Origin of the sequence: Streptomyces lincolnensis (assembly GCF_021173675.1) — a bacterium.
Lineage (GTDB): Bacteria > Actinomycetota > Actinomycetes > Streptomycetales > Streptomycetaceae > Streptomyces > Streptomyces lincolnensis_B.
Genome location: NZ_JAIHON010000018.1, coordinates 101,564 through 125,404, shown reverse-complemented (window position 1 = coordinate 125,404; position 23,841 = coordinate 101,564). Strand labels below are relative to the sequence as shown.

Below are 23,841 nucleotides of genomic sequence, written 5' to 3'. Positions count from 1 at the left end.
ACCTGCACGCATCTGCGTACGACCTGGGGTCATCGGCGTGCTCGATGGGCCCATCGGCGGGACGCCCCACTGGCGCGTGGACCAGGCACTTCGCCCGCTCCTACCTTCGGGGCATGACCTCAGAGAACAAGGGCACGGCCCAGCTGACGACCGCGATGGTGCTCTCCGGCACCCTCGGCGTCTTCGTCGTCGAGTCGGGCGCCTCGCCCTTCAACGTCGTCTTCTTCCGTGTCCTGTTCGGCGCCCTGGCGCTGGGGGCCTACGTGCTGGCCCGCGGCTGGCTCCGCGACCACGGGTTCACGCCCCGCACCCTCGGACTCGCCGTCCTCGGCGGCGTGTTCATCGTCTTCAACTGGGTGTTCCTCTTCCAGTCGTACGAGAACACGTCGATCTCCGTGGCCACGGTGGTCTACCACACGCAGCCCTTCTACGTGGTCCTGCTCGGGGCACTGCTGTTCCGCGAGCGGATCACCGCGGCCAAGGCCGGCTGGATCGGCGTCGCCTTCGCCGGGCTGGTGCTCGTCTCGGGGGTCACGCCCGGCGACTTCGCGAGCGGAGGGACGTATGTCCTCGGCCTCGGGCAGGCGCTCCTCGCCGCGCTGCTCTACGGCCTGTCCACCGTGGTCACCAAGAGGATCAGCGGGGTACGGCCGCACCTGATCGCCCTGGTCCAGGTCCTCGTCGGCATCCCGCTCCTGCTGCCCTTCGCCGACTTCGGCGCGATGCGCGGCACCGGCGCGGACTGGGGGTGGCTGGTGGGCCTGGGGATCATCCACACCGGACTGATGTACGTCCTGATGTACGCCGCCTACGCCCAGCTGCCCACCGCGAAGATCGCCGTCCTCGCCTTCACCTACCCGGCCGTCGCGATGGTCATGGACTGGCTGGTCTACGGCCACCACATCGGGCTCGTGCAGGCGCTGGGCGTCCCGCTGATCGTGACGGCGAGCCTGAAGGTGACGCTGGCGAAGGCGCCCCGGGTGGTCAGGACGGGGGCACAGCCTGCCCCGTCTGCTCCCGCACCAGCCGGACCGACGCGTCGATGAAGAGCCGCAGATGGAGAGGCAGGCGCTTCCCCGTCCGCCACGCCACCTGCGTGTACAGCTGGAACGGCGGCTGCCAGGGCAGCTCGGTCAGCGCGCCGGACGCGAGTTCCGCGCCGACCGCCATCCGGGGCAGCAGCGCGACACCGAGGCCACCGGCGACACCCCGCTTGGTGGCCTCGATCGTGCCGAACTCCATGAAGGGCGGCGGCGCCCCGGTGCGCTCGGCGAGCTCGGACTCGAAGAGATCGCGGTACGGGCAGCCCGGCTCGGTGCCGACGAGCTGGACCTCGGCGAGGTCCTCGGTCTTGAGTCCACCGAGGTGTTGGGCGAGCGCATGGCGGGGCGAGGCCACCAGTACCAGCGGCTCAGGCGCGAGCACCCGGCTCTCCAGACCCGCGTGCGCGGTCTCCGGCTCCATCAGGAAGCCCACGTCGTACGTCCCCTGCCGCAGCGCCTGCCGGGTCTCGTCGCCGAGCGTGGTGCGCAGGGAGAGGCGGACCTTCGGGTAGCGGTGGTGGAAGAGTTCGAGGAGCGGCGGCAGCCGGTAGGAGGTCAGCGACTCCATGGTGCCGACGGTGAGCGAACCGGCGGGCTCCTCGGCGTCGACGACCGCCGCCCGCGCCTCCTCGGTCAGCTCGATGATCTGCCGGGCGTAGGGCAGCAGCCGTTCGCCCGCCTCCGTCAGCCGGATGCGGCTGCCGAGCCGGTCGAAGAGCTCGGTGCCGAGCGAGGACTCCAGGGCGCGTATCTGGCTGGTCACGCTGGACTGCGCGTACGCCAGCTCGGCCGCGGCCCGGGTGAAGCTCAGGACGGTGGCGACCTTCTCGAAGGTGACGAGGAGGCGGAACTCCACGTCAGGGCTCGTCCCGCTTCGGTTCGTCGTCCTTCGTACTGTCCTTCGTGCCGTCCTTGGTGCCGTCCTTCTTCGGGCCCTTGTCGTCGTCGCCCAGGGACTTCAGGAAGTCGGGGTTGTCGTCGGGCGCGACCCACTGCCGGGACGAGCCACGGCCGGTCCGGCCCGCGCCGCCGGTGCCGCCCGAGGCCCGGACGCCGCCCCAGCCGTCCGCGGCCGGGCTGCGCTTCTTGCCGGCGATCAGCCAGGAGATCGAGCCGACGAGCGGGAACAGCAGCACGAGGATCGCCCACAGCGGCTTGGGCATGTGGCGGATGTCGTCGTCCTTGGTGCTGATGCAGTCGATGAACGCGTACACGCTCAGCGCCAGCGGCACGAGGAACATCAGTACCCGGAGCATGAGCGGCCTCTCAGCGAAAGCGGTGGGCGGTTCAGGGCCAGGGTAGCCGCTCGGGGATACTTGACCCCATGGCTTACGACGATCTTCGTTCCCTGCTCAGGGCGCTGGAACGCGAGGGCGACCTCAAGCGCATCAAGGCCGAGGTGGATCCGTACCTGGAGGTGGGGGAGATCGTCGACCGGGTGCAGAAGTCCGGCGGCCCGGCGCTGCTCTTCGAGAACGTGAAGGGCTCGGCGATGCCCCTCGCGATGAACGTCTTCGGGACCGACCGCCGGCTGCTGAAGGCGCTGGGCCTGAAGTCGTACGGCGAGATCAGCGAGAAGATCGGCGGGCTGCTGCGGCCCGAGCTGCCGCAGGGCTTCGTGGGCGTGCGGGAGGCCTTCGGCAAGCTCGGGGCGATGACGCACGTACCGCCGAAGAAGGTGAAGTCCGGGGACGCGCCGGTGCAGGAGGTCGTCCTCACCGGTGACGACGTCGACCTCGACCGGCTGCCCGCGCTGTTCACCTGGCCGCAGGACGGCGGGTCCTTCTTCAACCTGGGCCTGACCCACACCAAGGACCCCGAGAGCGGCATCCGCAACCTCGGCCTCTACCGCCTCCAGCGCCACGACAAGCGCACCATCGGCATGCACTGGCAGATCCACAAGGACAGCCGCAACCACTACCAGGTGGCGGCCCGCCGGGGCGAGAAGCTCCCGGTCGCGATCGCCTTCGGCTGCCCGCCGGCCGTGTCGTACGCCTCCACCGCGCCGCTCCCCGGCGACATCGACGAGTACCTGTTCGCCGGGTTCATCGCGGGCAAGCGGATCGAGATGGTCGACTGCAAGACGGTCCCGCTCCAGGTCCCGGCGCAGGCGGAGGTCGTCATCGAGGGCTGGCTGGAGCCGGGCGAGATGCTGCCCGAGGGGCCCTTCGGCGACCACACCGGCTTCTACACCCCGCAGGAGCCCTTCCCCGCCCTGAAGATCGACTGCGTGACGATGCGCAAGCGGCCGCTGCTTCAGTCGATCGTCGTAGGCCGGCCCCCGACGGAGGACGGACCGCTGGGCCGTGCGACGGAGCGGTTCTTCCTCCCGCTCCTCAAGATCATCATCCCGGACATCGTGGACTACCACCTGCCCGAGGCGGGCGGCTTCCACAACTGCGCGATCCTCTCGATCGACAAGAAGTACCCCAAGCACGCGCAGAAGGTGATGCACGCGGTGTGGGGGGCGCACATGATGTCCCTGACCAAGCTGATCGTGGTCGTCGACGCCGACTGTGACGTCCACGATCTGCACGAGGTCGCGTGGCGGGCCCTCGGCAACACCGACTACGCCCGTGACCTCTCGGTCGTCGAAGGCCCCGTCGATCACCTCGACCACGCGTCCTACCAGCAGTTCTGGGGTGGCAAGGCGGGCATCGACGCCACGAAGAAGTGGCCCGAGGAGGGCTACACGCGTGACGGCGGCTGGCCCGACATGGTGCTGTCCGACCCGGATACGGCGGCGAAGGTCGACCGCCGCTGGAAGGAGTACGGCCTGTGAGTTCAGCTTCCGCCGCGATCCCGCAGCCGGGGCGCACCAAGGCCTTTCTCCGCCTGGTGATGATCGAGCACTCGGTGTTCGCGCTGCCCTTCGCCTACATCGCCGCCCTCACCGCGATGTTCCAGTGGGACCGGAACATCCACTGGGGCCGGCTGCTGCTGGTGACGATCTGCATGGTCGGCCTGCGCACCTTCGCGATGGCCGTGAACCGGATCATCGACCGGGAGATCGACGCGCGGAACCCCCGGACGGCCCAGCGTGAGCTGGTGACCGGGGCGATGTCGGTGAAGCACGCCTGGACGGGCGCGCTGATCGCCCTGGTGATCTTCCTCGGCTCGGCGGCCCTGCTGAACCCCCTGTGCCTGGCCCTCGCCCCCATCGCGGTCATCCCGATGGTGGTCTATCCCTACGGCAAGCGGTTCACGAACTTCCCCCAGGCCATCCTGGGCCTCGCCCAGGCGATGGGTCCGGTAGGCGGCTGGCTGGCGATCACCGGTTCCTGGTCCTGGGACGCCGTGATCCTCGGTCTCGCCGTCGGCATCTGGATCGGCGGCTTCGACCTCATCTACGCCTGCCAGGACGTCGACACCGACCGCGAGATCGGCGTCATGTCGGTCCCGGCCCGCTTCGGCATCCCCGCCGCGATCTGGGGCGCGCGCGTCTGCCACGCCCTGACCACGGCCCTCCTCGTCTGGTACGCGGTGGCGACCGACGCGGGCACCTTCTTCTGGTTCGGCCTCCTCGTCGTCGCCGGCGCCTTCCTCTACGAACACTCCATCGTCCGCCCCCACGACCTCACCCGCCTGAACCGGGCGTTCTTCAGCGTGAACGGCTTCATCGGCATCGCGCTGTTCGTGTGCGCGCTGCTGGATCTGCTGGTGCGGGGGTTGACGGTCTGACGGGGGCCGCGCCCCCCGGCTCGGGCGCGGGGCTGTATCCGGATGCGGTTCCGCCGCGCGATCCATGCGGGGTTCTGCCCGGTGGGCGCGATCGGCGATGACGGTTCGGCGGGCGACGGGGGTGTGTCCGTCGGGTTGTCTGGGCGGCTCGGTCGGCGGGGTGGGTGTCCTGCCGGGCTGTTGGGGCCCGCTAGGTCGACGGGGTGTGGCTGCCGGGCTGTCGGGCCGCTCGGTCGGCGGGGCACGGCTGCCCGAGTCGTTGGGACCCCTCAGTCGACGAGAGGGCCCGCCGGGTCGTCGGGGCCGCTCGGCCGGCGGAGAGTGTCCTGCCGGGTCGTTGGGGCCGTTCGGTTGACGGGGGTGTGCCCGCTGGGTCGTCGGGCCGTTCGGTCGGCGGGGGTGTGGCTGCCTGGGCCGTCGGGGCCCGTTCGGTCAACGGGGGCGTGCCTGCCGGGCCGTCGGGCCGCTCGGTCGACGGGGCGTGTGCCCGCCGGGTCGTCGGGGCCGTTCGGTCGGTGGAGAGTGTCCTGCCGGGGCGTTGGTGCCGTTCGGTTGATGGGGGTGTGCCCGCTGGGTCGTCGGGGCCGTTCGGTCGGCGGGGGTGTGGCTGCCTGAGCCGTCGGGGCCCGTTCGGTCGGTGGAGAGTGTCCTGCCGGGTCGTCGGGGCCGTTCGGTTGATGGGGGTGTGCCCGCTGGGTCGTCGGGGCCGTTCGGTCGGCGGGGGTGTGGCTGCCTAAGCCGTCGGGGCCCGTTCGGTCAACGGGGGCGTGCCTGCCGGGCCGTCGGGCCGTTCGGTTGACGGGGGTGTGCCCGCTGGGTCGTCGGGGCCGTTCGGTCGGTGGAGGTGTGCCTGCCGGGGCGTTGGTGCCGTTCGGTTGATGGGGGTGTGCCCGCTGGGTCGTCGGGGCCGTTCGGTCGGCGGGGGTGTGGCTGCCTGAGCCGTCGGGGCCCGTTCGGTCAACGGGGGCGTGCCTGCCGGGCCGTCGGGCCGTTCGGTTGACGGGGGTGTGCCCGCTGGGTCGTCGGGGCCGTTCGGTCGGTGGAGGTGTGCCTGCCGGGGCGTTGGTGCCGTTCGGTTGATGGGGGTGTGCCCGCTGGGTCGTCGGGGCCGTTCGGTCGGCGGGGGTGTGGTTGCCTGAGCCGTCGGGGCCCGTTCGGTCAACGGGGGCGTGCCTGCCGGGTCGTCGGGGCCGCTCGGTCGACGGGGCGTGTGCCCGCTGGGTCGTCGGGGCCGTTCGGTCGGTGGAGAGTGTCCTGCCGGGTCGTTGGGGCCGTTCGGTTGACGGGGGTGTGCCCGTCGGGTCGTCGGGGCCGTTCGGTTGACGGGGGTGTGCCCGTCGGGTCGTCGGGGCCGTTCGGTCGATGGGGGCGTGCCCGCCCGGGCTGTCGGGCCGTTCGGTCGGTGGAGGGTGTCCTGCGGGGTCGTCGGGGCCGCTAGGTCGACGGGGTGTGGTTGCCCGGGGCGTCGGGGGCGCTCCGTCGGCGGGGGCGTGCCTGACGGGCGTACAGGCTCGGCCGATAGGGTCGATTCCGTTCGTCGATGTGTCGTCAGAGGTCGTGAGGGGTTCCGATGTCGCCCGAGTCCACCCCGCCGCCGGATGCGTCGGTGCAGCACTTCGGTCCGGAGGGAATGCGCCGGATAGATGTCCCGGCCGCGTACGCCGAGGGGATTCCGGAGGCGGCGCGGGATCGTCTCGCCGGCACGGGGGTGCCCCTGCAGGTGGGCGCGTACTTCACGGCCGCCCGTGAGAGTGACGCGCCCACGCTCGGGCTGTTCGCCGGGGAGCACGGGGTGACCGTGCCGGAGGAGATCGCCGGGCGGGTGCGGCTGGGCACGGACCGGCTCGGGCAGGTGTGCGTGCGGGCGGACGGGGCGGTGCAGGCGCTGTTTCTCGGGCAGTTCGGCATGGACGACCTGTTCGTCAGCTCGGACGTGGCCGCTTTCGTGACCTCCCTGACCGCGCTCGCCCGCCGGATGCCGGTCATCGCCGCCGCCGACACCCTGCAGGTCGCCGCGGCCGCCTTCCGCGAGCTCAACGCCGAGCTGCGCGCGATCGACCCGGCCGCCTTCGAGGAACGCGAGAGCTGGTGGCCGCGCGTCCTGGACGATGTGCGGCACACCCTGAACTTCCCGTTCTCCGCCGCCTTCGAGTACGTCGACGACGACGGCCGGAAGCAGATCGTCACCGACGCCACGGGCCCCGGCCGCCCGCACCCGGAGGAACTCGTCTGGGACGCCCTCGCGGCACGGGACGTCGAGCCCGAGCAGGTGCGGCGCGTCTACACCGAGCTGGAGGCCTGCATGATGCCCGGCCACTACTGCGCGGTCTGGCTCCAACGCCTCTTCCCGCACGCCGAGTTCACCCACAGCTTCGACTACGGCGAGACCGCCGACTCCCGCGAGGAGGGCCTGAAGGAGCTGATCCTCCACGCCGCCGAGCAGGGCCCGCGGTGACCGCGCCGACGGTGACATCCGGCGCGGGGCCGTGATCGGCGCCGCGGGGAGCCCACCCGCCCTGAACATCGCGTCGCCCGCCGGTAGGCTCGGGGTGTGAACGCAGGAGAAACGCAGCGCGTGCCTTGGATCGTGGGGGTGTCGGGAGCGTCCGGTACGCCGTACGCGGCGTCCGTGTTGCGTGCGCTCCTGGAGGCGGGGGAGAGCGTCGACCTCGTCGTCAGCCGGGCCTCGCGGCTCACCCTGCGCGACGAGACCGGCATCTCCTTCCGGGACGCGCACTGGCAGGACGACCTGCGGGAATGGCTGGGCCGGGGGGCCGACGGCAAGCCGGTCGCCTTCGAGGCGGACATCGACCGGGTACGGCACTGGAGCGCCGGGGACCTGGCGGCGGGCCCGTCCTCGGGCTCGTACCCCGTCAAGGGGATGCTCATCGTCCCGGCCTCCACCGCCTGTGTCGCCGGAGTCGCCCTCGGCCTCTCCAAGGACCTGCTGCAACGGGCCGCGAGCGTCACCCTCAAGGAGCGCCGGCGACTGGTCGTGGCCGTGCGGGAGACCCCGTTGAACGGCCAGACGCTGCGGCACCTGGTCGCCCTGGACGACGCCGGCGCGACCGTCGTACCGGCCTCGCCCGCCTTCTACGCGGGAGCCACCCACATCCAGGACCTGGTGGACTTCGTGGCCGGCCGGGTGCTCGACGCGGCGGGCGTCGAGCACGGCCTGTACCGGCGCTGGAAGGGCGAGCTGGGCGGCGGCAGGCCGGACCTGTAGGGCACGTGGCGGTACTTCTCAGCACTACCTCTCAGCACTACCTCTCTTCACTTCGGGATCTCTTCATCGGAAGGCTTCGATCGCATGGACGCGGTGGACAGGCAGCTCATCCAGGCCCTGAGGGAGAACGGCCGGGCCTCGTACGCGGAGCTGGGGCGCCTCGTCGGACTGTCGGGACCCAGCGTCACCGACCGCATCAACCGGCTGGAGGCGGCCGGTGTCATCACCGGTTACCGCGCCACCGTCGACGCGGCCTCGCTCGGCCTGGGCGTCACCGCGCTGATCGGCATCTCCCTCTCCGACGCCGCCGACCACGAGGACGTGGCGGCCCGGATGAAGGACCTCGGCGAGATCGAGGACTGCTGGTTCATCGCGGGCGACGACTCCTTCATGCTCAAGGTGCGCGCGAGCGACGTCGACGGCCTGGAGCGGATCATCCGACGGCTCAGCGGCACCAAGGGCGTCTCCCGCACCCGTACCACGATCGTGCTCTCCACGAAGTGGGAGAACCGGGTCGGGGAGCTGCCCGAGGAGGCGTAGACGTACGGTTGTCGGTGTCGTCGGAGAAAGGTGTGGGCATGGATCTCGGGCTCAAGCGCGAGCTGGAGGAGAAGGTGCGGGAGGGCGTACGCCTGACCCGTGAGGACGGCATCGCGCTGTACGAGTCGGACGACCTGGCCTGGCTGGGCGGGCTCGCCCACGAGGTGCGGACGCGGAAGAACGGCGACGTCGTCCACTTCAACGTCAACCGCCACCTCAACATGACGAACGTCTGCACGGCCTCCTGCGCCTACTGCTCCTTCCAGCGCAAGCCGGGCGAGAAGGACGCGTACACGATGCGCATCGAGGAGGCGGTCAGGCTCGCCAAGGCGATGGAGGGCGAGAACCTCACCGAGCTGCACATCGTCAACGGCCTGCACCCCAACCTGCCGTGGCGCTACTACCCGCGCTCGCTGAAGGAACTGAAGGCGGCCCTGCCGAACGTGTCGCTGAAGGCGTTCACGGCCACGGAGATCCACCACTTCGAGACGATCAGCGGTCTGTCGGCGTCCGAGATCCTGGACGAGCTGATCGACGCGGGTCTGGAGTCCCTCACCGGCGGTGGCGCGGAGATCTTCGACTGGGAGGTCCGGCAGCACATCGTGGACCACCGCACCCACTGGGAGGACTGGTCCCGGATCCACCGCCTCGCGCACGAGAAGGGTCTGAAGACCCCGTGCACCATGCTCTACGGCCACATCGAGGAGCCCCGGCACCGCGTGGACCACGTCCTGCGGCTGCGTGAGCTCCAGGACGAGACCGGCGGCTTCCAGGTCTTCATCCCGCTGCGCTACCAGCACGACTTCGTGGACCTGAAGGACGGCAAGGTCAGGAACCGCCTCCAGGCCCGGACCCAGATGGCGACCGGCGCGGAGGCCCTGAAGACCTTCGCGGTGTCCCGGCTGCTCTTCGACAACGTCCCGCACGTCAAGGTCTTCTGGGTCATGCACGGAGTACAGACGGCCCAGCTCGCGCTTCAGCACGGGGCCGACGACATGGACGGCTCGGTCGTGGAGTACAAGATCACCCACGACGCGGACAACTACGGGACGCCGAACAAGCTGACCCGTGAGGACCTGCTCGACCTGATCCGGGACGCCGGCTTCCGGCCGGTGGAGCGGAACACGCGGTACGAGATCATCCGGGAGTACGACGGTCCCGACCCGGCGCGTCGGGAGTCGCCGCAGCCGATGCGGGTCTGAGCTTCCCCTGCCGCCCGGGTGGGTACTCGGGCCGGCATGGTGAAGACCAAGGCGCCAGAGGACGCCTATACCGCTGAACCCTTCCTTCCCGAGCGGGGCGGTCTTCCCGCCCTGCGCCGGGCCGCCGCCGAGTGCCGGGGCTGCCCCCCTGCACCGGGACGCCACACAGACCGTCTTCGGCGCCGGGGCCGCCGACGCCCGCGTCATGCTCGTGGGGGAGCAGCCCGGCGACCAGGAGGACCGGCAGGGCAAGCCCTTCGTCGGGCCGGCCGGGAAGCTGCTGGACCGGGCGCTCGCCGAGGCGGGGATCGACCCCGGCGAGGCCTACGTCACGAACGCCGTCAAGCACTTCAAGTTCACCCGGGCCGAGCCCCGCAAGCGCCGTATCCACAAGGCGCCCACGCTCCGCGAGATGACGGCGTGCGGGCCCTGGCTGGCCGCGGAGCTCGCCGTCGTCGAACCGGAACTGATCGTCGTGCTCGGCGCCACCGCCGGCAAGGCGCTGCTCGGGTCGTCGTTCCGGGTGACACAGGTGCGCGGGACGGTGCTGGAGGAGGAGATCCACGGGCGGGCCGAGCGGCTGGTGCCGACCGTGCATCCCTCGTCGGTGCTGCGGTCGGACGACCGGGAGGCGGCGTACCGGGGCCTGGTCGGCGACCTGGAGGTGGCGGCGCGGGCACTGGGCTGACCAGGATCACGAGGGCCACGAGGATCCACGTGACACACGTGACGCGGCAAGTCACTTGAGCTCCCTTAATGGTAATGGCTACCCTTGATTCATGCCCCTTACCTTCACCCTCGATCCCGCTGTGACGCCCGAACTGCGGGACGGCCTGCTCGATCTGTGGACGGACGCGTCGAACGCGGGCGGCGCCGTCGGCTTCGTCCCGCCGGTGGACCGGGAGACGATCCGGCCGGAGCTGGTCAAGCACCTCGCCGCGATGGCCGAGGGCCGCACCCGGCTGGTCGTGGGGCACGACGAGGACGGCGCGGTCGCCGCGACCGCCTTCCTGGTCCTCAACACGCACCGGCTGATGATCCACTGGGTCTGGGCGTACACGGTGATGGTCCACCCCCGGCACCAGGGCAAGGGCTACGGCCGTGAGCTGCTCGCCGCCGCCGCGGACGCGGCCCGCACCCTCGACGGCGTCGAGGCGATCCGCCTCACCTGCCGCGGCGGCCTCGGCCTGGAGCGGTTCTACGGCTCCTGCGGCTACAAGGAGGTCGGCCGGATCCCCGGCGCCATCCGCGTCGCACCGGGCGACGACCGCGACGACGTCATCATGCTGCTGCCGCTGCACTGACCGCACCGACCCGGTGGCCTGGCGCACCCCCCTCCAGGACCGGAACTCCGCCGTGCTTCACTGGACAGTGCCCCTTTTTGGATTCGGAAGAGTGGATTGAGATGCTCCGCTACACACTGATGCGCCTCGGGATCTTCGTGGGCTGCCTCGTGGTCGTCTGGGGTCTCGTCTACACCGGAGTCGTCCCGCGCGGCCTCGGCTCCTCCAACGGCATGTGGGTCATCCTGCTCTCCCTGGTGATCTCGGCCCCGATCAGCTTCGTCGCCCTGCGCAAGGAGCGCGACCGCGCCTCGATCCAGGTCGTCCAGAAGGTGGACCGCGTCAAGGCCAACCTGGAGGCGAACCGCACCCAGGAGGACGGCGCGGACGACGCGGCCCGGGTCCAGGGCCAGACCTCCTAGCGGTCGCCCCCGGGCTTCCTGGCACCTGCGGCGGCCGGGCCCCAATTACCCTTGCCCCATGGGTGCCGTGAAGAGCAAGCGCATGCCGCGTGCGGTCCGGGAGCAGCAGATGCTGGACGCCGCGGTACGGACGTTCGGGCAGCGTGGGTACATGGCCGCGTCGATGGACGAGATCGCCGAACTCGCGGGTGTGTCCAAGCCGTTGGTGTACCTGTACCTGAACTCGAAGGAAGACCTTTTCACCGCCTGCATCCGCCGTGAGGCGCGGGCCCTGACCGAGGCGGTCCGGGCCGGGGTGCGTCCCGGGCTGCCGGCCGACCGCCAACTCTGGGACGGGCTGGGGGCGTTCTTCACGCACACCGCGCGGAACCCGGACGCCTGGTCGGTGCTGTACCTCCAGGCGCGGACGCACGGCGAGCGCTTCGCGGCCGAGGTCGCCGCGATGCGGGAGGAGATCGTCGCGTTCGTGACCGAGCTGATCGTCGTCGCGGCCCGCGAGGCCCACCGCGACCCCGATCTCGCCGAGGGCGAGGTCGCCGGTCTCGCCGTCGCCCTGGTCGGCGCCGCCGAGTCCCTGGCCACCTGGGCGAACACCACGCCCGGCGTCACCGCCCGGCAGGCGGCGGCCACCCTGATGAACTTCGCGTGGGCGGGCCTGGGCAACCTCATGGAGGGGCGGTCCTGGTCACCGCCGCCCGAGACGGTCGAACCCCTTCAGAGCACCAGCGGGTAGACACCCCCGCTCACATGCACCCGCCCGTCCCCGCCGCGCAGTTCGAAGAGCCCGGTGCCGTCCGCCGCGTAGGTGACCGTGCCCGGCAGCAGGACCGGGGCGCGGAAGTCGGCGCGGACCAGGACGGCGGTCGGGGTGCCGTGGGCGGCCAGGCCCCGGGCGAGGGTCCACATGCCGTGCGCGATGGCGCGGGGGAAGCCGAAGAGGCGGGCGGTGAGCGGGTGCAGGTGGATCGGGTTGCGGTCGCCGGAGGCTGCCGCGTACCTCCGGCCCACGTCCCCCGCGAGCCGCCACTCCGCCTCGGCCGGCAGCGTCTCCCGTTCCTCCCGTTCCCCCAGCCGCTCCGACGAGGGCGCGGGGCGTGAGCGAGCCCGGTGCCGGTGCCGGGCCAGGTACGTGCTCCGCGACTCCCACACCACCTCCCCGCCCGCCCGCATCTCGGTGACGACGGCGGCCTCGGTGCCCCGCCGGTGCGGCACCAACTCCTCGACGTACACCATGAGTTCGTACTCCCCGGTGGCCGCCAGCGGTGCGCGCCGGGTGATCTCCACCGACGTGTGGACGAGCCCGAGCAACGGCAACGGGAAGCGCAGCCCGCTCATCAGCCGCATGGCCAGCGGGAAGCCGAGCACGTGCGGATAGGTCGGGGGCAGCGCGTCGTCCCCGGTGGCGAACCCGCACACCCGTTCGTAGGCCGCGAGCCGCGCCAGATCGACCCGCAGGCCGGGCAGCACGAGCCGGGTACGGGGGAAGTACGCGTCCGGACGCGGCCGTTTGAACGGGGACAGCAGGGCGCCCCGGGCGAGCAGGGGAGCGAGACCGGGGGTGGCGGTCAGGGTGGTGGTCGGTGGGGGAGTCACCTGGTCCTGCCTTTCGTGTACGGGTGCGGCGGAGCGAGAGAACATCCGGGCCGAGCCGAGCCGGACCGAGCCGAGCTGGTCCGGGCCGGACCGAGCCGAGCCGGACCGAGTCGAGCCGAGTTGGTCCGGACCGAGCCGAGCCGAGCCGAGCCGGACCGAGTCGAGCCGAGTTGGTCCGGGCCGGACCGAGCCGAGCCGGACCGAGCCGAGCCGAGCTGGGCCGGTCCGAGTTGGCCCGGGCGGGGGCACGGGGCGACCGCACGGACGCCACGGTGGCCCGCCCCGGCAGCTGTCCCTCGCCGCGCGCGTGAACGCGACCAGATCCACAGGCTCGCCAGGGGCGCGGCAGCGGACCGTGCGGGGGCGGAGGCGGGGGTGCGTGGTCGCCGGCGGCGGCCGGCCTCCGGGTGGGGGCAGTCCCGACGGACCCCGCCGGGGCACAGGTGCCGACCGCGCAGCGGCGCGGGCTCGTCCCGGCGTGCGGTTCCAACTCGGGCGGGGCCAGTACCCCAACCCCGGGCGCGGCCAGTACCCCAGCCCCAGGCGGAGCCACCTCGACCTCGCCGGCCCGCACACGCACCTCGCCCCCGCCGCCCCCCTCAGCGGAGCGCTCACGCCCCCAGCAGGCTCTGCCCGCAGACCCGTACGACCTGTCCGTTGACCGCGCCGGAGGCGGGATGGGCGAGCCAGGCGGTGGTTTCGGCGACGTCGACGGGGAGGCCGCCCTGGGAGAGGGAGTTCATGCGGCGGCCCGCCTCGCGGATGAAGAGGGGGATCGAGGCCGTCATCCGGGTCTCGATGAACCCGGGGGCGACCGCGTTGACGGTCACCCCGTGTTCGGCGAGGGCGCGCGGCGCGAGGGAGCGGACCAGGCCGACCACGCCCGCCTTGCTCGCGCCGTAGTTCGTCTGCCCGGCGTTGCCCGCGAGCCCCGCGATGGAGGCGGTCGCCACGACCCGGCCCCCGGAGCGCAGCGTCCCGCTCGCCAGCAGCGCGTCCGTGGTGCGCAGCACGCTCGCCAGGTTCACCTGGAGCACCGAACTCCAGCGCTCGGCAGGCATGTTGACGAGCCGTCGGTCCCGTGTGATGCCCGCGTTGTGGACCAGGACGTCCAGACCGTCGGGCAGGGCGCGGGCGATCCGCTCGCCGGCGTCGTCGGCGGTGATGTCGAGCGCGAGGGCGGTCCCGCCGAGGCGTTCGGCGACCCGCTCGGCGTCGGCGAGAGCGGCGGGGACGTCCAGGACGACGACCCGCGCCCCGTCCCGCGCCAGCGTCTCGGCGACCGCCTCCCCGATCCCGCGCGCACCCCCGGTGACCAGCGCGGTACGGCCGGACAGGGGCCGGTCCCGGTCGAAGGAGGCGGTGACCGGGCCACCCCCCACCTCCACCACCTGCCCGCTGACATAAGCCGACTTCGGAGACAGCAGGAACCGCAGCGTCGACTCCGCCGCGACCGCGTCCGTCAGCCGGACCAGGTTCACCGTCCGCCCGCCCGCGATCTCCTTGCCGAGCGAGCGCGCGAAGCCCTCCAACGCCTGCTGGGCGGCGGCCTGGTGATGGTCGTCCGGGTCGAGCGGGGCGCCCAGCACCACCACCCGCCCGCTCGCCGCCACCGACCGCACGACCGGGTGCAGGGCCGCGTGCGCCTCCCCGAGCCCCTCGACGTCCCGGACACCGGTGGCGTCGAGGAGGACGCCGGCGGGGCGCTCCGAGGAGAGGCTGAGCGGGAGCCCCGTAGCGGCGAGATCCAGCTTCGACTTACCCGCCGTCAGATGGAGCGAGTCGCCGTCGAAAGAAGGCCTTTCGGGGGACCAGCGGACCAGTGGGGCGGGCCGCGGCAGCCCCAGGCGCCGAGTGAGGAAGCGGCCGGGCGCGGTGCCGGTGAAGCTCAGATAGCGGTCGGCCATGTCCAACTCCCCACACGGATACTCGGCTTACTCCGGAGTCAGGTTACCCGAGGTAAGTGGGGGCCAGAAGATGAAAAATGTTCACCATACCGTCGAGTAGGGCGCTTTCGGCAAGAAAAGCGGCGAGGATCCACATCTCCGACCCCGGACGACCTCGGAATCCTCACCGACCCCTCACGGGTGAGCCGTACGATCTCCTGCCTGACCTGCGGCTCTCCCCCACCCGCGGGCCAACGTTCCTGGAGACGCCCGTGTCCCTCTCGCCTGTTTCCATGGCGGTCCACTCCACCGAGTACGACGGCACACCGATCCTGGTGGAGCCCGAGATCCGGCATCTGGACGGGGCGGTGCGGGAGGTCTCCGTCCCCCCGTTCGTCCCGCCCTCCACCCACGGCTCGCTCGCCGACCTGCCCTTCGACAACGCGCGCCTCGCCCCCGACGACAAGGTCCTCAGCCGCAAGACCGAGGACGGCGGCTGGACGGACGTGACGGCGGAGCAGTTCGCCCGCGAGGTCCTGGCGGTGGCCAAAGGGCTGATCTCCGAAGGGCTCAGGCCCGGCGACCGGCTCGCCATCATGGCGCCCACCCGCTACGAGTGGACGCTGCTGGACTTCGCCGCCTGGGCCGCCGGCCTGGTCACCGTGCCGATCTACCCGACCTCCTCGGTCTTCCAGGCCCGGTGGATCCTGCAGAACTCCGGCGCGGTCGCCCTCGTCACCGAGACCGCCGCGCAGGCCGCCGCGCTGGGCCCGGAACTCTGCCGGATCCTGGACCTGCGGCACCTGTGGGTCATCGAGAAGCGGCACGTGGAGCGTCTGGCCGAGTGCGGCGCGCGGGTGCCGGACCAGGAGGTCGCCGTACGACGCGCGATGCTCGGCCCCGACACCCTGGCCACCGTCGTCTACACCTCGGGCACCACCGGCCGGCCCAAGGGCTGCGCGCTGACCCACGGCAACTTCTTCGCCGAGGTCGACAACGCCGTCGAGCTGCTCTACCCGGTCTTCCGGGCGCGGACCAGCGAGGAGGCGGCGGTCCTGCACTTCCTGCCGATGTCGCACGTCTTCGGCCGGATGGTCGCCATCGCCTGCATCCGCGCGCGGGTGCGCCTCGGGCACGCGGCGAGCCTGAAGGCGGACGAACTGCTGCCCGACCTGGCGAGTTTCCGCCCGACCTGTCTCATAGCCATCCCGTACATGCTGGAGAAGGTCTTCAACGTGGCCCGCGCCAAGGCCGAGACCGGCGGCCGGGTCTCCTCCTTCGACCGCGCCGCCCGCGTGGCCCGCCGCTACGGCGAGGCGATGGAGGCCCGCCACTCCGGCACCGGCGCGGGACCGACCACGGCCCTCAAGGCGGCCCGCGCCTTCTACGACCCGCTCGTCTACCGCCGGATCCGCAACGCCATGGGCGGCAGGGTCCGTTACATGATCAGCGGCGGCTCACCGCTGGGCCGCCGGCTGGCCGCGTTCTACGCGGGCGCCGGTATCGAGATCTACGAGGGCTACGGCCTGACCGAGACGACCGGCGCCGCCACGGTCACGCCCCCGCTCAAACCCCGGATGGGCTCGGTCGGCTGGCCCCTGCCCGGCACCAAGGTCCGCCTCGCCGCCGACGGCGAGATCCTGCTCTCCGGCGGCCATGTCCTGCGCGGCTACTGGGATCCGGACGCGGGCGGTGTCACCCCGGCCGCCCCCGACGAGTGGCTGCCCACCGGTGACCTCGGGTACCTGGACGAGGAGGGCTACCTCTACATCACCGGCCGCAAGAAGGAGATGCTGATCACGGCGGGCGGCAAGAGCGTCGCCCCGGCCCCGCTGGAGAACTGGCTGCGCGCCCACCCCCTGATCTCCCAGGTGATGGTCGTCGGCGACGCCCGTCCCTACATCTCGGCGCTGATCACCCTCGACCTCCAGGGCGTCGGCCACTGGCTGCGGATGAACGGCAGGCAGCCGGCCGACGCGGAACTCCTGGTCGACGACGAGGAGTTGAGGCAGGTCCTGCAGCGCGCGGTGGACGAGGCGAACAAGCTGGTCTCCCGGCCGGAGTCCATCCGCCGCTTCACCGTGCTCCCCGTCGACTTCACGGAGGAGGACGGGCATCTGACCCCGTCGATGAAACTGCGCCGGGAGGCGATCGCCGAGCGATTCGCTTCGCAGATCGAGGAGTTGTACGACCGTCAGCGGTGACCGGGACCGGTCCCGAGGCTGCACCGGCCTGGTCCCGAGGCGCCGTTGGCCCGGTTCCGAGGTTGCACACGCCCGACTCCGGAACCTCCCGAAATCCGCACATGCTCCCCACCCGGGCCCCTTAGGATCGCCATCCTAACCGCCGGTAACATCCGATTCGCGCACCGGCGGTGAACGCCCGAGCACGCATCGCGCGTACCACATGCAGCAGAGCTGTCTTCAGCTGCACGCCCGAGGAGCCGACCATGTCCCTCTCCCATACGTCCGGATCCGACTACGACGGCATGCCCGTACTCGTGGAGCCCGAGATCCGGCGGCTTGACGGAGAGGTGCGGGAGGTGGCCGTACCGCCGCTGGTCCCGCCGAGGGCCCACGGCTCGCTCGCCGACCTGCCCTTCGACAACGCCGAGACCGCCCCCGAGGCACGGGTCCTCAGCCGCCGTACCGAGGACGGCGGTTGGCGGGACGTGACGGCGGCCGAGTTCGCCGCCGAGGTGCTCGCGCTGGCGAAGGGCATGATCGCGGAGGGGCTCCAGCCGGGCGACCGGATCGCCGTCATGGCGCGGACGATCTACGAGTGGACGCTGCTGGACTTCGCGGCCTGGGCGGCCGGTCTGGTCACCGTGCCGATCTATCCCACCTCCTCGGTCTTCCAGACCCGGTGGATCCTGGAGGACTCCGGCGCGGTGGCCCTGGTGACCGAGCATGTGAGCCAGGCGGCCGCACTGGGTCCGGAACTGGGCCGGCTGCCCGATCTGCGGCACATGTGGATCATCGAGAAGGACCATCTGCCCCGCCTGGCGGAGCTCGGCGTCCAGGTCCCCGACCAGGAGGTCGCCGTACGGCGCGGGATGCTCGTCCCGGACACCCTGGCCACCGTCGTCTACACCTCGGGCACCACCGGCCGCCCCAAGGGCTGTGTGCTCTCGCACGGCAACTTCTTCGCCGAGGTCGACAACGCCATCGAACTCCTCCACCCCGTCTTCAAGTCCAAGACGGCCGCCGAGGACCTCGCCACGCTCCTCTTCCTCCCCATGTCCCACGTCTTCGGCCGGATGGTCGCCGTCGCCTGCATCCGCGCGCGGGTGCGGCTGGGGCACGCGCCGAGCCTGAAGGCGGAGGACCTGATGGCGGACCTCGGCACCTTCAGGCCGACCTTCCTGCTGGTCATCCCGTACATGCTGGAGAAGGTCTTCAACAACGCGCGCGCCAAGGCCGAGAGCGGCGGCCGGGCCGCCGCCTTCGACCGCGCGGTGGGCGTGGCCTGCCGCTACGCCGAGGCGGCCGAGGCCCGCCAGTCCGGCACCGGCTCCGGCCCGAACGCCGCGCTGAAGACCGCCCGCACCTTCTACGACTCCCTGGTCTACCGCCGGATCCGCAACGCGATGGGCGGCAGGGTCCGGCACATCATCTGCGGCGGCTCCCCGCTGGGCCGCCGGCTCGCCGCGTTCTACGCGGGCGCGGGCATGGAGGTCTACGAGGGCTACGGCCTGACCGAGTCCACCGGCGCGGCCACGGTCACACCCCCGCTCAAGCCCCGCCTGGGCACGGTCGGCTGGCCGCTGCCCGGGACCCGGGTGCGGATCGCGGCGGACGGCGAGATCCTGCTCGGCGGCGACCAGGTCTTCCGCGGCTACTGGGACCCGCACGGCGGTGGGGTGATCCCGGCCTCCACCGACGGCTGGTTCCCCACCGGTGACATCGGGCAGCTGGACGACGAGGGCTACCTCACGATCACCGGGCGCAAGAAGGAGATCCTCATCACCGCCGGCGGCAAGAACGTCGCCCCCGCGCCCCTGGAGAACTGGCTCCGCTCCCACCCCCTGATCTCCCAGGTGATGGTCCTGGGCGACCGCCGGCCGTTCATATCGGCGCTGATCACCCTCGACATGGACGGCGTATCCCACTGGCGCCGGATGAACGGCAAACACCCGGTGCCCGCGGAACTCCTGGTCGACGACGAGGAGTTGAGGCAGGTCCTGCAGCGGGCGGTGGACGACGCCAACAAGATGGTCTCCCGGCCGGAGTCCATCCGCCGCTTCACGGTCCTGACGAGGGACTTCTCCGAGGAGGCCGGCCATGTGACGCCGTCGATGAAGCTGCGGCGCGAGGTCGTGCTGCGGGACTTCGCGGAGCAGATCGAGGGCATGTACGAGCGGTGAACCAGATGCGAAACGTTTGAGTTTCGCTGCGGATTTGACCTACGTTAGGTGTACGAAACAGTTTCGGACTGATTGGGTGGTCCGAGTACTGCGAGTCCCATCACCCCCTGAGGGGAGCACCATCGTGGAAGCCATCCCGGCCGCCACCGCCCACGCCGTGCCGTCCGGCCACACCCATGCCGCGTCGAAACACCGATGGTGGGCACTCGCCGTGATCGGCCTCGCCCAGCTCATGGTCGTGCTCGACGCGACGATCGTGAATATCGCGTTGCCGTCCGCCCAGCAGGACCTGGGCTTCGACAACAACGGGCGGCAGTGGATCGTCACCGCCTACTCCCTGGCCTTCGGCAGCCTGCTGCTGCTCGGCGGCCGGCTCGCCGACCTCTTCGGCCGCAAGACGACCTTCATCGTCGGCCTCGTCGGCTTCGCCGTCGCCTCCGCGGTCGGCGGCGCGGCCAACGGATTCACCATGCTGGTCGTCGCCCGCGCGGTACAGGGCCTGTTCGGCGCGCTGCTCGCCCCGGCGGCCCTCTCCCTGCTGACCACGACGTTCACCGAGCCGAAGGAACGCGCCCGGGCCTTCGGCATCTTCGGCGCCATCGCCGGCTCCGGCGCCGCCGTCGGCCTGGTCCTCGGCGGTCTTCTCACCGAGTACCTCGACTGGCGCTGGACGCTGTACGTCAACGACGTCATCGCGGTCTTCGCGCTGATCGGCGCGATCGTCTTCCTCGGCCGCTCCGTCCCGACCGAGCGGCCGAAGCTGGACATCCCGGGCGTGGTCCTGGTCTCCGGCGGCCTGTTCGGCATCGTCTACGGCTTCGCCAACGCGGAGACCCACGACTGGGACAACTGGATGACCTGGGGCTTCCTGGCCGCGGGCGGTGTCCTGCTGGTGGCGTTCTTCCTCTGGCAGACCCGGGCCAAGCACCCCGTGCTCCCGCTGCGCGTCCTCGCCGACCGCGACCGCGCCGCCGCCCTGTCGACCGTCCTCATCTCCTCCGCCGGCATGTTCGGCGTCTTCCTCTTCCTCACCTACTACCTCCAGTCGACGCTGGGCTACTCGCCGGTCAAGAACGGCGTGGCCTTCCTGCCGATGGTGGCCGCCCTGATGGTGATGGCACAGCTGTCCACCAACCTCCTGGTGCCGAGGATCGGCCCCAAGATCGTCGTCCCCACCGGTCTGCTGGTGGCCGCGGGCGGCATGGTCTGGCTGACCCGCCTCGGCCTGGACAGCAGCTACGCCTCCCACGTGCTGCCGCCGCTCCTGCTGCTGGGCGCGGGCCTGGGCACCTCGATGCCCGCGGCGATGAGCTACGCCACGCTGGGCGTCCAGGCGCAGGACCAGGGCGTGGCCTCGGCCGCCCTCAACACCACCCAGCAGGTGGGCGGTTCGATCAGTACGGCCCTGCTGAACACCCTGGCCGCCACCGCCGCCACCAACTACGCCGCGGACCACCTGTCCGACCCCATGGTCAAGGCGAACGCGGCCCTGCACAGCTACGAGGTCGCCTACTGGTGGTCGGCCGCCTTCTTCGCCGTGGGCATGATCATCACGCTGCTGCTGTTCCGCGGGAAGAAGCAGCGGGTGGCGGCGTCGGAGGTGGCGACGGAGCCGGAGACGGCGACGGAGACCGGGGCACGGGCGGAGGCACCGGCGACCCTGCCTGCCGTCTCCGCCACGTCGGGAAGCGTGACCGTCGACAAGGCCGTCATCCGGGGCCAGGTCCGTGACGGCACGGGCGCCCCCGTACCCCGCACCGCGATCACCCTGCTCGACGGTTCGGGCCGCCAGCTGGCCCGCGCCACCTCCCGCGAGGACGGCACGTACGGCGTGGACACGGCCGAGCGCGGCAGCATGGTTCTCATCGGCTCGGCACCCGGCTACCAGCCCCAGGTCGCCACGCTGACCGTGAACGGTACGCAGGTCTCCCACGACCTGGTGTTCCTCCCGAGCCCGGGCGGCCTCGCCGGTACGGTGCGCGGCGGGGACGACGAGACCCTGCCCGGCGCGCTGGTCGTCGCCACCGACCAGAACGGCGACGTCACGGCCTCCACCACCACCGGCACGGACGGCGGCTACCGCATCGGCGACCTGCTGCCCGGCGACTACACACTCAGCGTCAGCGCCCCCGGCCACCGCCCCACCGCCGTCCCGGCCACCGTCTCCGCCGAGACCACCCGCTGCGACATCCACCTGACCGTCGCCGCGACCCTGCGGGGCACCGTCCACACCCCGGACGGCCGCGCCCTGGACGACGCCCGCGTCACCCTCGTCGACGCCGCCGGCAACGTCGTCGGCACCCGCACCACCAGCGTCGACGGCAGCTACGCCTTCACCGACCTCTCCAGCGACCAGTACACCGTGATCGCCAGCGGCTACCCTCCGGTGGCCACGCAGATCACCGTGAACGGCACGCAGGAGGGCGTCGACATCCTGCTGACGCACAAGGAGGTGTAGGAAGGCGTCCCAGGGGGGCGGGGCCTGCCGCCGGCCCGCCTCAGCGGAGGACGTCCTCCGTCAGCACCCCCTGCTCGGTCGCGAGCGTGTGGTCGTAGTGCTCGCCGGGCGCGTTCAGGCGGTACCGCTCGCTCGTCGTGGCCACCGCGTGCCGGTCCTCGCGGGCCACGTCGAGGTGGGCGGTGCGGGTCATGTGCCCGTTGCTGACGACGGTCTGGCGATCGGTCCACCTGCCGGTCACCTTCACGTCCATGGTGTGCGCCTTGCCGTCGTTGAGGAGTCCGGCGAAGGGGGTCAGGTCGAAGGTGAGCGTCACCTTGACGTCGAGGAGGCCCGTGCAGGTGTCGTTGGCAACGTTGGCGATGAGCATGTCCGACGGGCTGCGTGCCGCTCTTGGTGTGCGGGGTGCTCATCGGCGGGGCGGCGAGGCGCTAGCGCCGCTCGCCGACCGGCTCCCCTGAGAGGAAGGCCGACCAGGCGGTGGGGGAGAGGGTGAGGTGAGGGCCGGTGGGGTTCTTGGAGTCGCGGAGGTGGATGGTGGTGGGGGTGGCGGCGACTTCGAGGCACTGGCCGCCCTCCCCGTCGCTGTAGCTCGACTTGAACCAGGTCAGCTGCTCTATGTTCATAGCTCTTCCAGCGTCTTCTCGATCAGGTCCAGGGACTCGTACGGGTTGAGCGCCTGCGCTCGGATGATTCCATAGCGGGCGTTGAGAATGCGGACCTCTTCTCGGTCAGTGACCAGCCGTGGGTACCCCTGGGTCTCCATGTAGGCGACCTGCTCCTGCCTTTCGAGCGCGAGCAAGGTGAACGAGCCGCCCAAGCAGGGGTGTTCGTCGCGCCGCGTAGGCATGATCTGAAGGTGCACGTTCCGCATGCGCCCGATGTGCAGCAGGTGCTCCAGCTGCTTCGCGTGCACGGACGGTCCGCCGATGTGCCGTTCGACAACGGCCTGCTCCATGACGAAGCTGCACTCCGGAGGCGGCCACCGGTCGAACAGCTCCTGCCGTGAGAGGCGGTCCGCCACCCGCTTCTCGATCGTCTCCTCGGCAAGTCGCGGGAACCGCTGAGTGAACACGGCCCGTGCGTGGTCCTCGGTCTGGAGCAGCCCAAGAACGCCCGTTGCGCTGTAGTCGAGCAACGTGACTGCCTGCGCCTCCAGCTCCGCATACCCCCGGTACCACTCCGGATGCCTGGTCCGAGCCCTCGCCATCGCCTCCTTGACCTGGGGGATCACCGCCTTCAACAGCCCTCCGGCGTCCAGCAGTTCATCGCCCTTCTCCAGCACTTCCGGCCGAGGGATCCGCACCCCGCGCTCCATGGACGACACCGCGTCGGGGCCGTACCCGACCAGGTCTCCGAACTCCTTCTGCGTGATGCCCTTCCGCTCGCGCAGCACCTTGAGCTGCTTCCCCAGGGCGATGAAGAAGCCCGTCGTCCCGTCCACCTCCGCCGGCGTCTCCGGCCTCCGCTCACTCACGTGCCTCACCCCTCCCACTCGACAACCCGTACACGAAACCCACCGCACCCGTACGGCTACCCAGCGTCGCCAAGTCGCCCCTGGTCAGCGTAGAGACAACCGACCACGCTCGGTCACGTGAACGCCGAAATCTCCACCCCCACCGACGAACTGACCCAGCGTCTGAGCGCCACCCCACGCGGCGCCCGCCTCGCCCGCAGACTCACCGCCACGCAGCTCGCGGCCTGGGGGCATCCCCAAGACAGCGAGGTGAACGACACCGCCCAGCACCTCGTCGCCGAGCTCGCCGCCAACGCCGTAACGCATGGGCGCGTGCCGGGAAGGGACTTCGAGCTGAGGCTCCTCCTCCTGCTCCCCGAGAACACGCTCCGTATCGAGGTGAGTGATCCGCGCGGGGACAGGCAACTCCGGTTCCGCACAGGGGAGGACGACGAACACGGGCGCGGCCTGATCCTCGTCACCCTGCTCGCCCGTACCTGGGGCGTCGCGGAGAGGGACGTCGGCAAGACCGTCTGGGCGGAGATCGACCTCGTTTGAAACCTCGTTTGAAACTTTGAGGATCCTTTGACGGGAAGTACCTGGCGAAGTTCACGAGTCGGGGCGAATGATCACGGACGACGGCCGATCGTTCCGGCCGTCCCGCACCCCCCACCAGCGGAGAACT

At 71.2% G+C, this 23,841-nt stretch carries 20 protein-coding genes and 2 pseudogenes; 15 read left to right on the top strand and 7 right to left on the bottom strand.

What is annotated here, in order from left to right:
* Nucleotides 1-113 precede the first annotated feature (113 nt).
* Nucleotides 114-1,046 (top strand): DMT family transporter, encoded by a 933-nt coding sequence (locus K4B79_RS40555; protein WP_232032442.1) that lies wholly within the window; start codon nt 114-116, stop codon nt 1,044-1,046.
* Here K4B79_RS40555 and K4B79_RS40550 read toward each other — a convergent pair.
* Both K4B79_RS40550 and K4B79_RS40545 read right to left on the bottom strand, forming a co-directional pair.
* Nucleotides 985-1,899 (bottom strand): LysR family transcriptional regulator, encoded by a 915-nt coding sequence (locus K4B79_RS40550; RefSeq protein WP_232032441.1) that lies wholly within the window; start codon nt 1,897-1,899, stop codon nt 985-987. The genes K4B79_RS40555 and K4B79_RS40550 overlap by 62 nt on opposite strands.
* A 1-nt stretch (nt 1,900) precedes the next feature.
* Entirely contained in the window at nt 1,901-2,299 is a 399-nt protein-coding gene (locus K4B79_RS40545; protein WP_232032440.1) for a PLD nuclease N-terminal domain-containing protein, read from the bottom strand.
* Between the two features lie 68 nt (nt 2,300-2,367).
* Between K4B79_RS40545 and K4B79_RS40540 the strand changes: the two genes are divergently transcribed.
* The 10 genes and pseudogenes from K4B79_RS40540 (at nt 2,368) to K4B79_RS40495 (ending at nt 12,130) form a co-directional block, all read left to right on the top strand.
* Nucleotides 2,368-3,825 carry a menaquinone biosynthesis decarboxylase gene (locus K4B79_RS40540; protein WP_232032439.1) on the top strand — a complete coding sequence of 486 codons (1,458 nt, stop codon included), beginning with the start codon at nt 2,368-2,370 and terminating at the stop codon, nt 3,823-3,825.
* Complete coding sequence (gene mqnP / locus K4B79_RS40535) at nt 3,822-4,724, top strand: menaquinone biosynthesis prenyltransferase MqnP (RefSeq protein ID WP_232032438.1); 903 nt, start codon at nt 3,822-3,824, stop codon at nt 4,722-4,724. The genes K4B79_RS40540 and mqnP overlap by 4 nt, the downstream gene beginning before the upstream one ends.
* 1,570 nt (nt 4,725-6,294) lie before the next feature.
* Nucleotides 6,295-7,179, top strand: a complete 885-nt coding sequence (locus K4B79_RS40530; protein ID WP_232032437.1) for a nucleic acid/nucleotide deaminase domain-containing protein — start codon at nt 6,295-6,297, stop codon at nt 7,177-7,179.
* A gap of 120 nt (nt 7,180-7,299) precedes the next feature.
* On the top strand, nt 7,300-7,950 hold the full coding sequence (locus K4B79_RS40525) for a UbiX family flavin prenyltransferase (protein WP_232032436.1): 651 nt from the start codon (nt 7,300-7,302) through the stop codon (nt 7,948-7,950).
* 84 nt (nt 7,951-8,034) lie between these two features.
* Entirely contained in the window at nt 8,035-8,490 is a 456-nt protein-coding gene (locus K4B79_RS40520) for an Lrp/AsnC family transcriptional regulator (protein WP_232032435.1), read from the top strand.
* Nucleotides 8,491-8,528: 38 nt separating this feature from the next.
* Nucleotides 8,529-9,692 (top strand): aminofutalosine synthase MqnE, encoded by a 1,164-nt coding sequence (gene mqnE / locus K4B79_RS40515; RefSeq protein WP_232032434.1) that lies wholly within the window; start codon nt 8,529-8,531, stop codon nt 9,690-9,692.
* Between the two features lie 36 nt (nt 9,693-9,728).
* Nucleotides 9,729-10,380: pseudogene (locus tag K4B79_RS40510) on the top strand (UdgX family uracil-DNA binding protein).
* A 91-nt stretch (nt 10,381-10,471) separates the two neighbouring features.
* On the top strand, nt 10,472-10,996 hold the full coding sequence (locus tag K4B79_RS40505) for a GNAT family N-acetyltransferase (RefSeq protein WP_232032433.1): 525 nt from the start codon (nt 10,472-10,474) through the stop codon (nt 10,994-10,996).
* A gap of 101 nt (nt 10,997-11,097) precedes the next feature.
* A complete protein-coding gene (locus K4B79_RS40500; RefSeq protein WP_232032432.1) occupies nt 11,098-11,397 on the top strand; it encodes a DUF4229 domain-containing protein in 300 nt (99 codons plus the stop codon).
* A gap of 58 nt (nt 11,398-11,455) precedes the next feature.
* Nucleotides 11,456-12,130 (top strand): TetR/AcrR family transcriptional regulator, encoded by a 675-nt coding sequence (locus K4B79_RS40495; RefSeq protein WP_232032431.1) that lies wholly within the window; start codon nt 11,456-11,458, stop codon nt 12,128-12,130.
* Here K4B79_RS40495 and K4B79_RS40490 read toward each other — a convergent pair.
* Both K4B79_RS40490 and K4B79_RS40485 read right to left on the bottom strand, forming a co-directional pair.
* Nucleotides 12,112-13,035: a MaoC family dehydratase gene (locus tag K4B79_RS40490; RefSeq protein ID WP_374208576.1), complete on the bottom strand. Its 924-nt coding sequence runs from the start codon at nt 13,033-13,035 to the stop codon at nt 12,112-12,114. The genes K4B79_RS40495 and K4B79_RS40490 overlap by 19 nt on opposite strands.
* A gap of 566 nt (nt 13,036-13,601) precedes the next feature.
* Nucleotides 13,602-14,897, bottom strand: coding sequence for a 3-oxoacyl-ACP reductase (locus K4B79_RS40485; RefSeq protein ID WP_232032429.1), 1,296 nt, complete (start codon nt 14,895-14,897; stop codon nt 13,602-13,604).
* 272 nt (nt 14,898-15,169) lie between these two features.
* Here K4B79_RS40485 and K4B79_RS40480 point away from each other — a divergent pair, with 272 nt between their 5' ends.
* The 3 genes from K4B79_RS40480 (at nt 15,170) to K4B79_RS40470 (ending at nt 21,700) form a co-directional block, all read left to right on the top strand.
* The gene (locus K4B79_RS40480; protein WP_232032428.1) at nt 15,170-17,080 is read left to right on the top strand and encodes an AMP-dependent synthetase/ligase; all 1,911 of its coding nucleotides are present in this window, start codon (nt 15,170-15,172) and stop codon (nt 17,078-17,080) included.
* Nucleotides 17,081-17,325: 245 nt separating this feature from the next.
* Nucleotides 17,326-19,242: an AMP-dependent synthetase/ligase gene (locus K4B79_RS40475; RefSeq protein WP_232032427.1), complete on the top strand. Its 1,917-nt coding sequence runs from the start codon at nt 17,326-17,328 to the stop codon at nt 19,240-19,242.
* A gap of 124 nt (nt 19,243-19,366) precedes the next feature.
* Nucleotides 19,367-21,700 carry an MFS transporter gene (locus tag K4B79_RS40470; protein ID WP_374208575.1) on the top strand — a complete coding sequence of 778 codons (2,334 nt, stop codon included), beginning with the start codon at nt 19,367-19,369 and terminating at the stop codon, nt 21,698-21,700.
* Nucleotides 21,701-21,740: 40 nt separating this feature from the next.
* On the opposite strand, the pseudogene K4B79_RS48865 reads toward K4B79_RS40470, so the two are convergent.
* The 3 genes and pseudogenes from K4B79_RS48865 to K4B79_RS40455 all read right to left on the bottom strand — a co-directional run.
* Nucleotides 21,741-21,938 (bottom strand): annotated as a pseudogene (locus K4B79_RS48865) (peptide-N4-asparagine amidase); the annotation flags it as partial.
* 193 nt (nt 21,939-22,131) lie between these two features.
* Nucleotides 22,132-22,326 carry a DUF397 domain-containing protein gene (locus K4B79_RS40460; RefSeq protein ID WP_232032426.1) on the bottom strand — a complete coding sequence of 65 codons (195 nt, stop codon included), beginning with the start codon at nt 22,324-22,326 and terminating at the stop codon, nt 22,132-22,134.
* On the bottom strand, nt 22,323-23,177 hold the full coding sequence (locus K4B79_RS40455) for a helix-turn-helix domain-containing protein (protein WP_232032425.1): 855 nt from the start codon (nt 23,175-23,177) through the stop codon (nt 22,323-22,325). Before K4B79_RS40455 ends, K4B79_RS40460 begins: the two co-directional genes overlap by 4 nt.
* A gap of 117 nt (nt 23,178-23,294) precedes the next feature.
* Between K4B79_RS40455 and K4B79_RS40450 the strand changes: the two genes are divergently transcribed.
* Nucleotides 23,295-23,714, top strand: a complete 420-nt coding sequence (locus K4B79_RS40450) for an ATP-binding protein (protein WP_232032424.1) — start codon at nt 23,295-23,297, stop codon at nt 23,712-23,714.
* Nucleotides 23,715-23,841 lie beyond the last annotated feature (127 nt).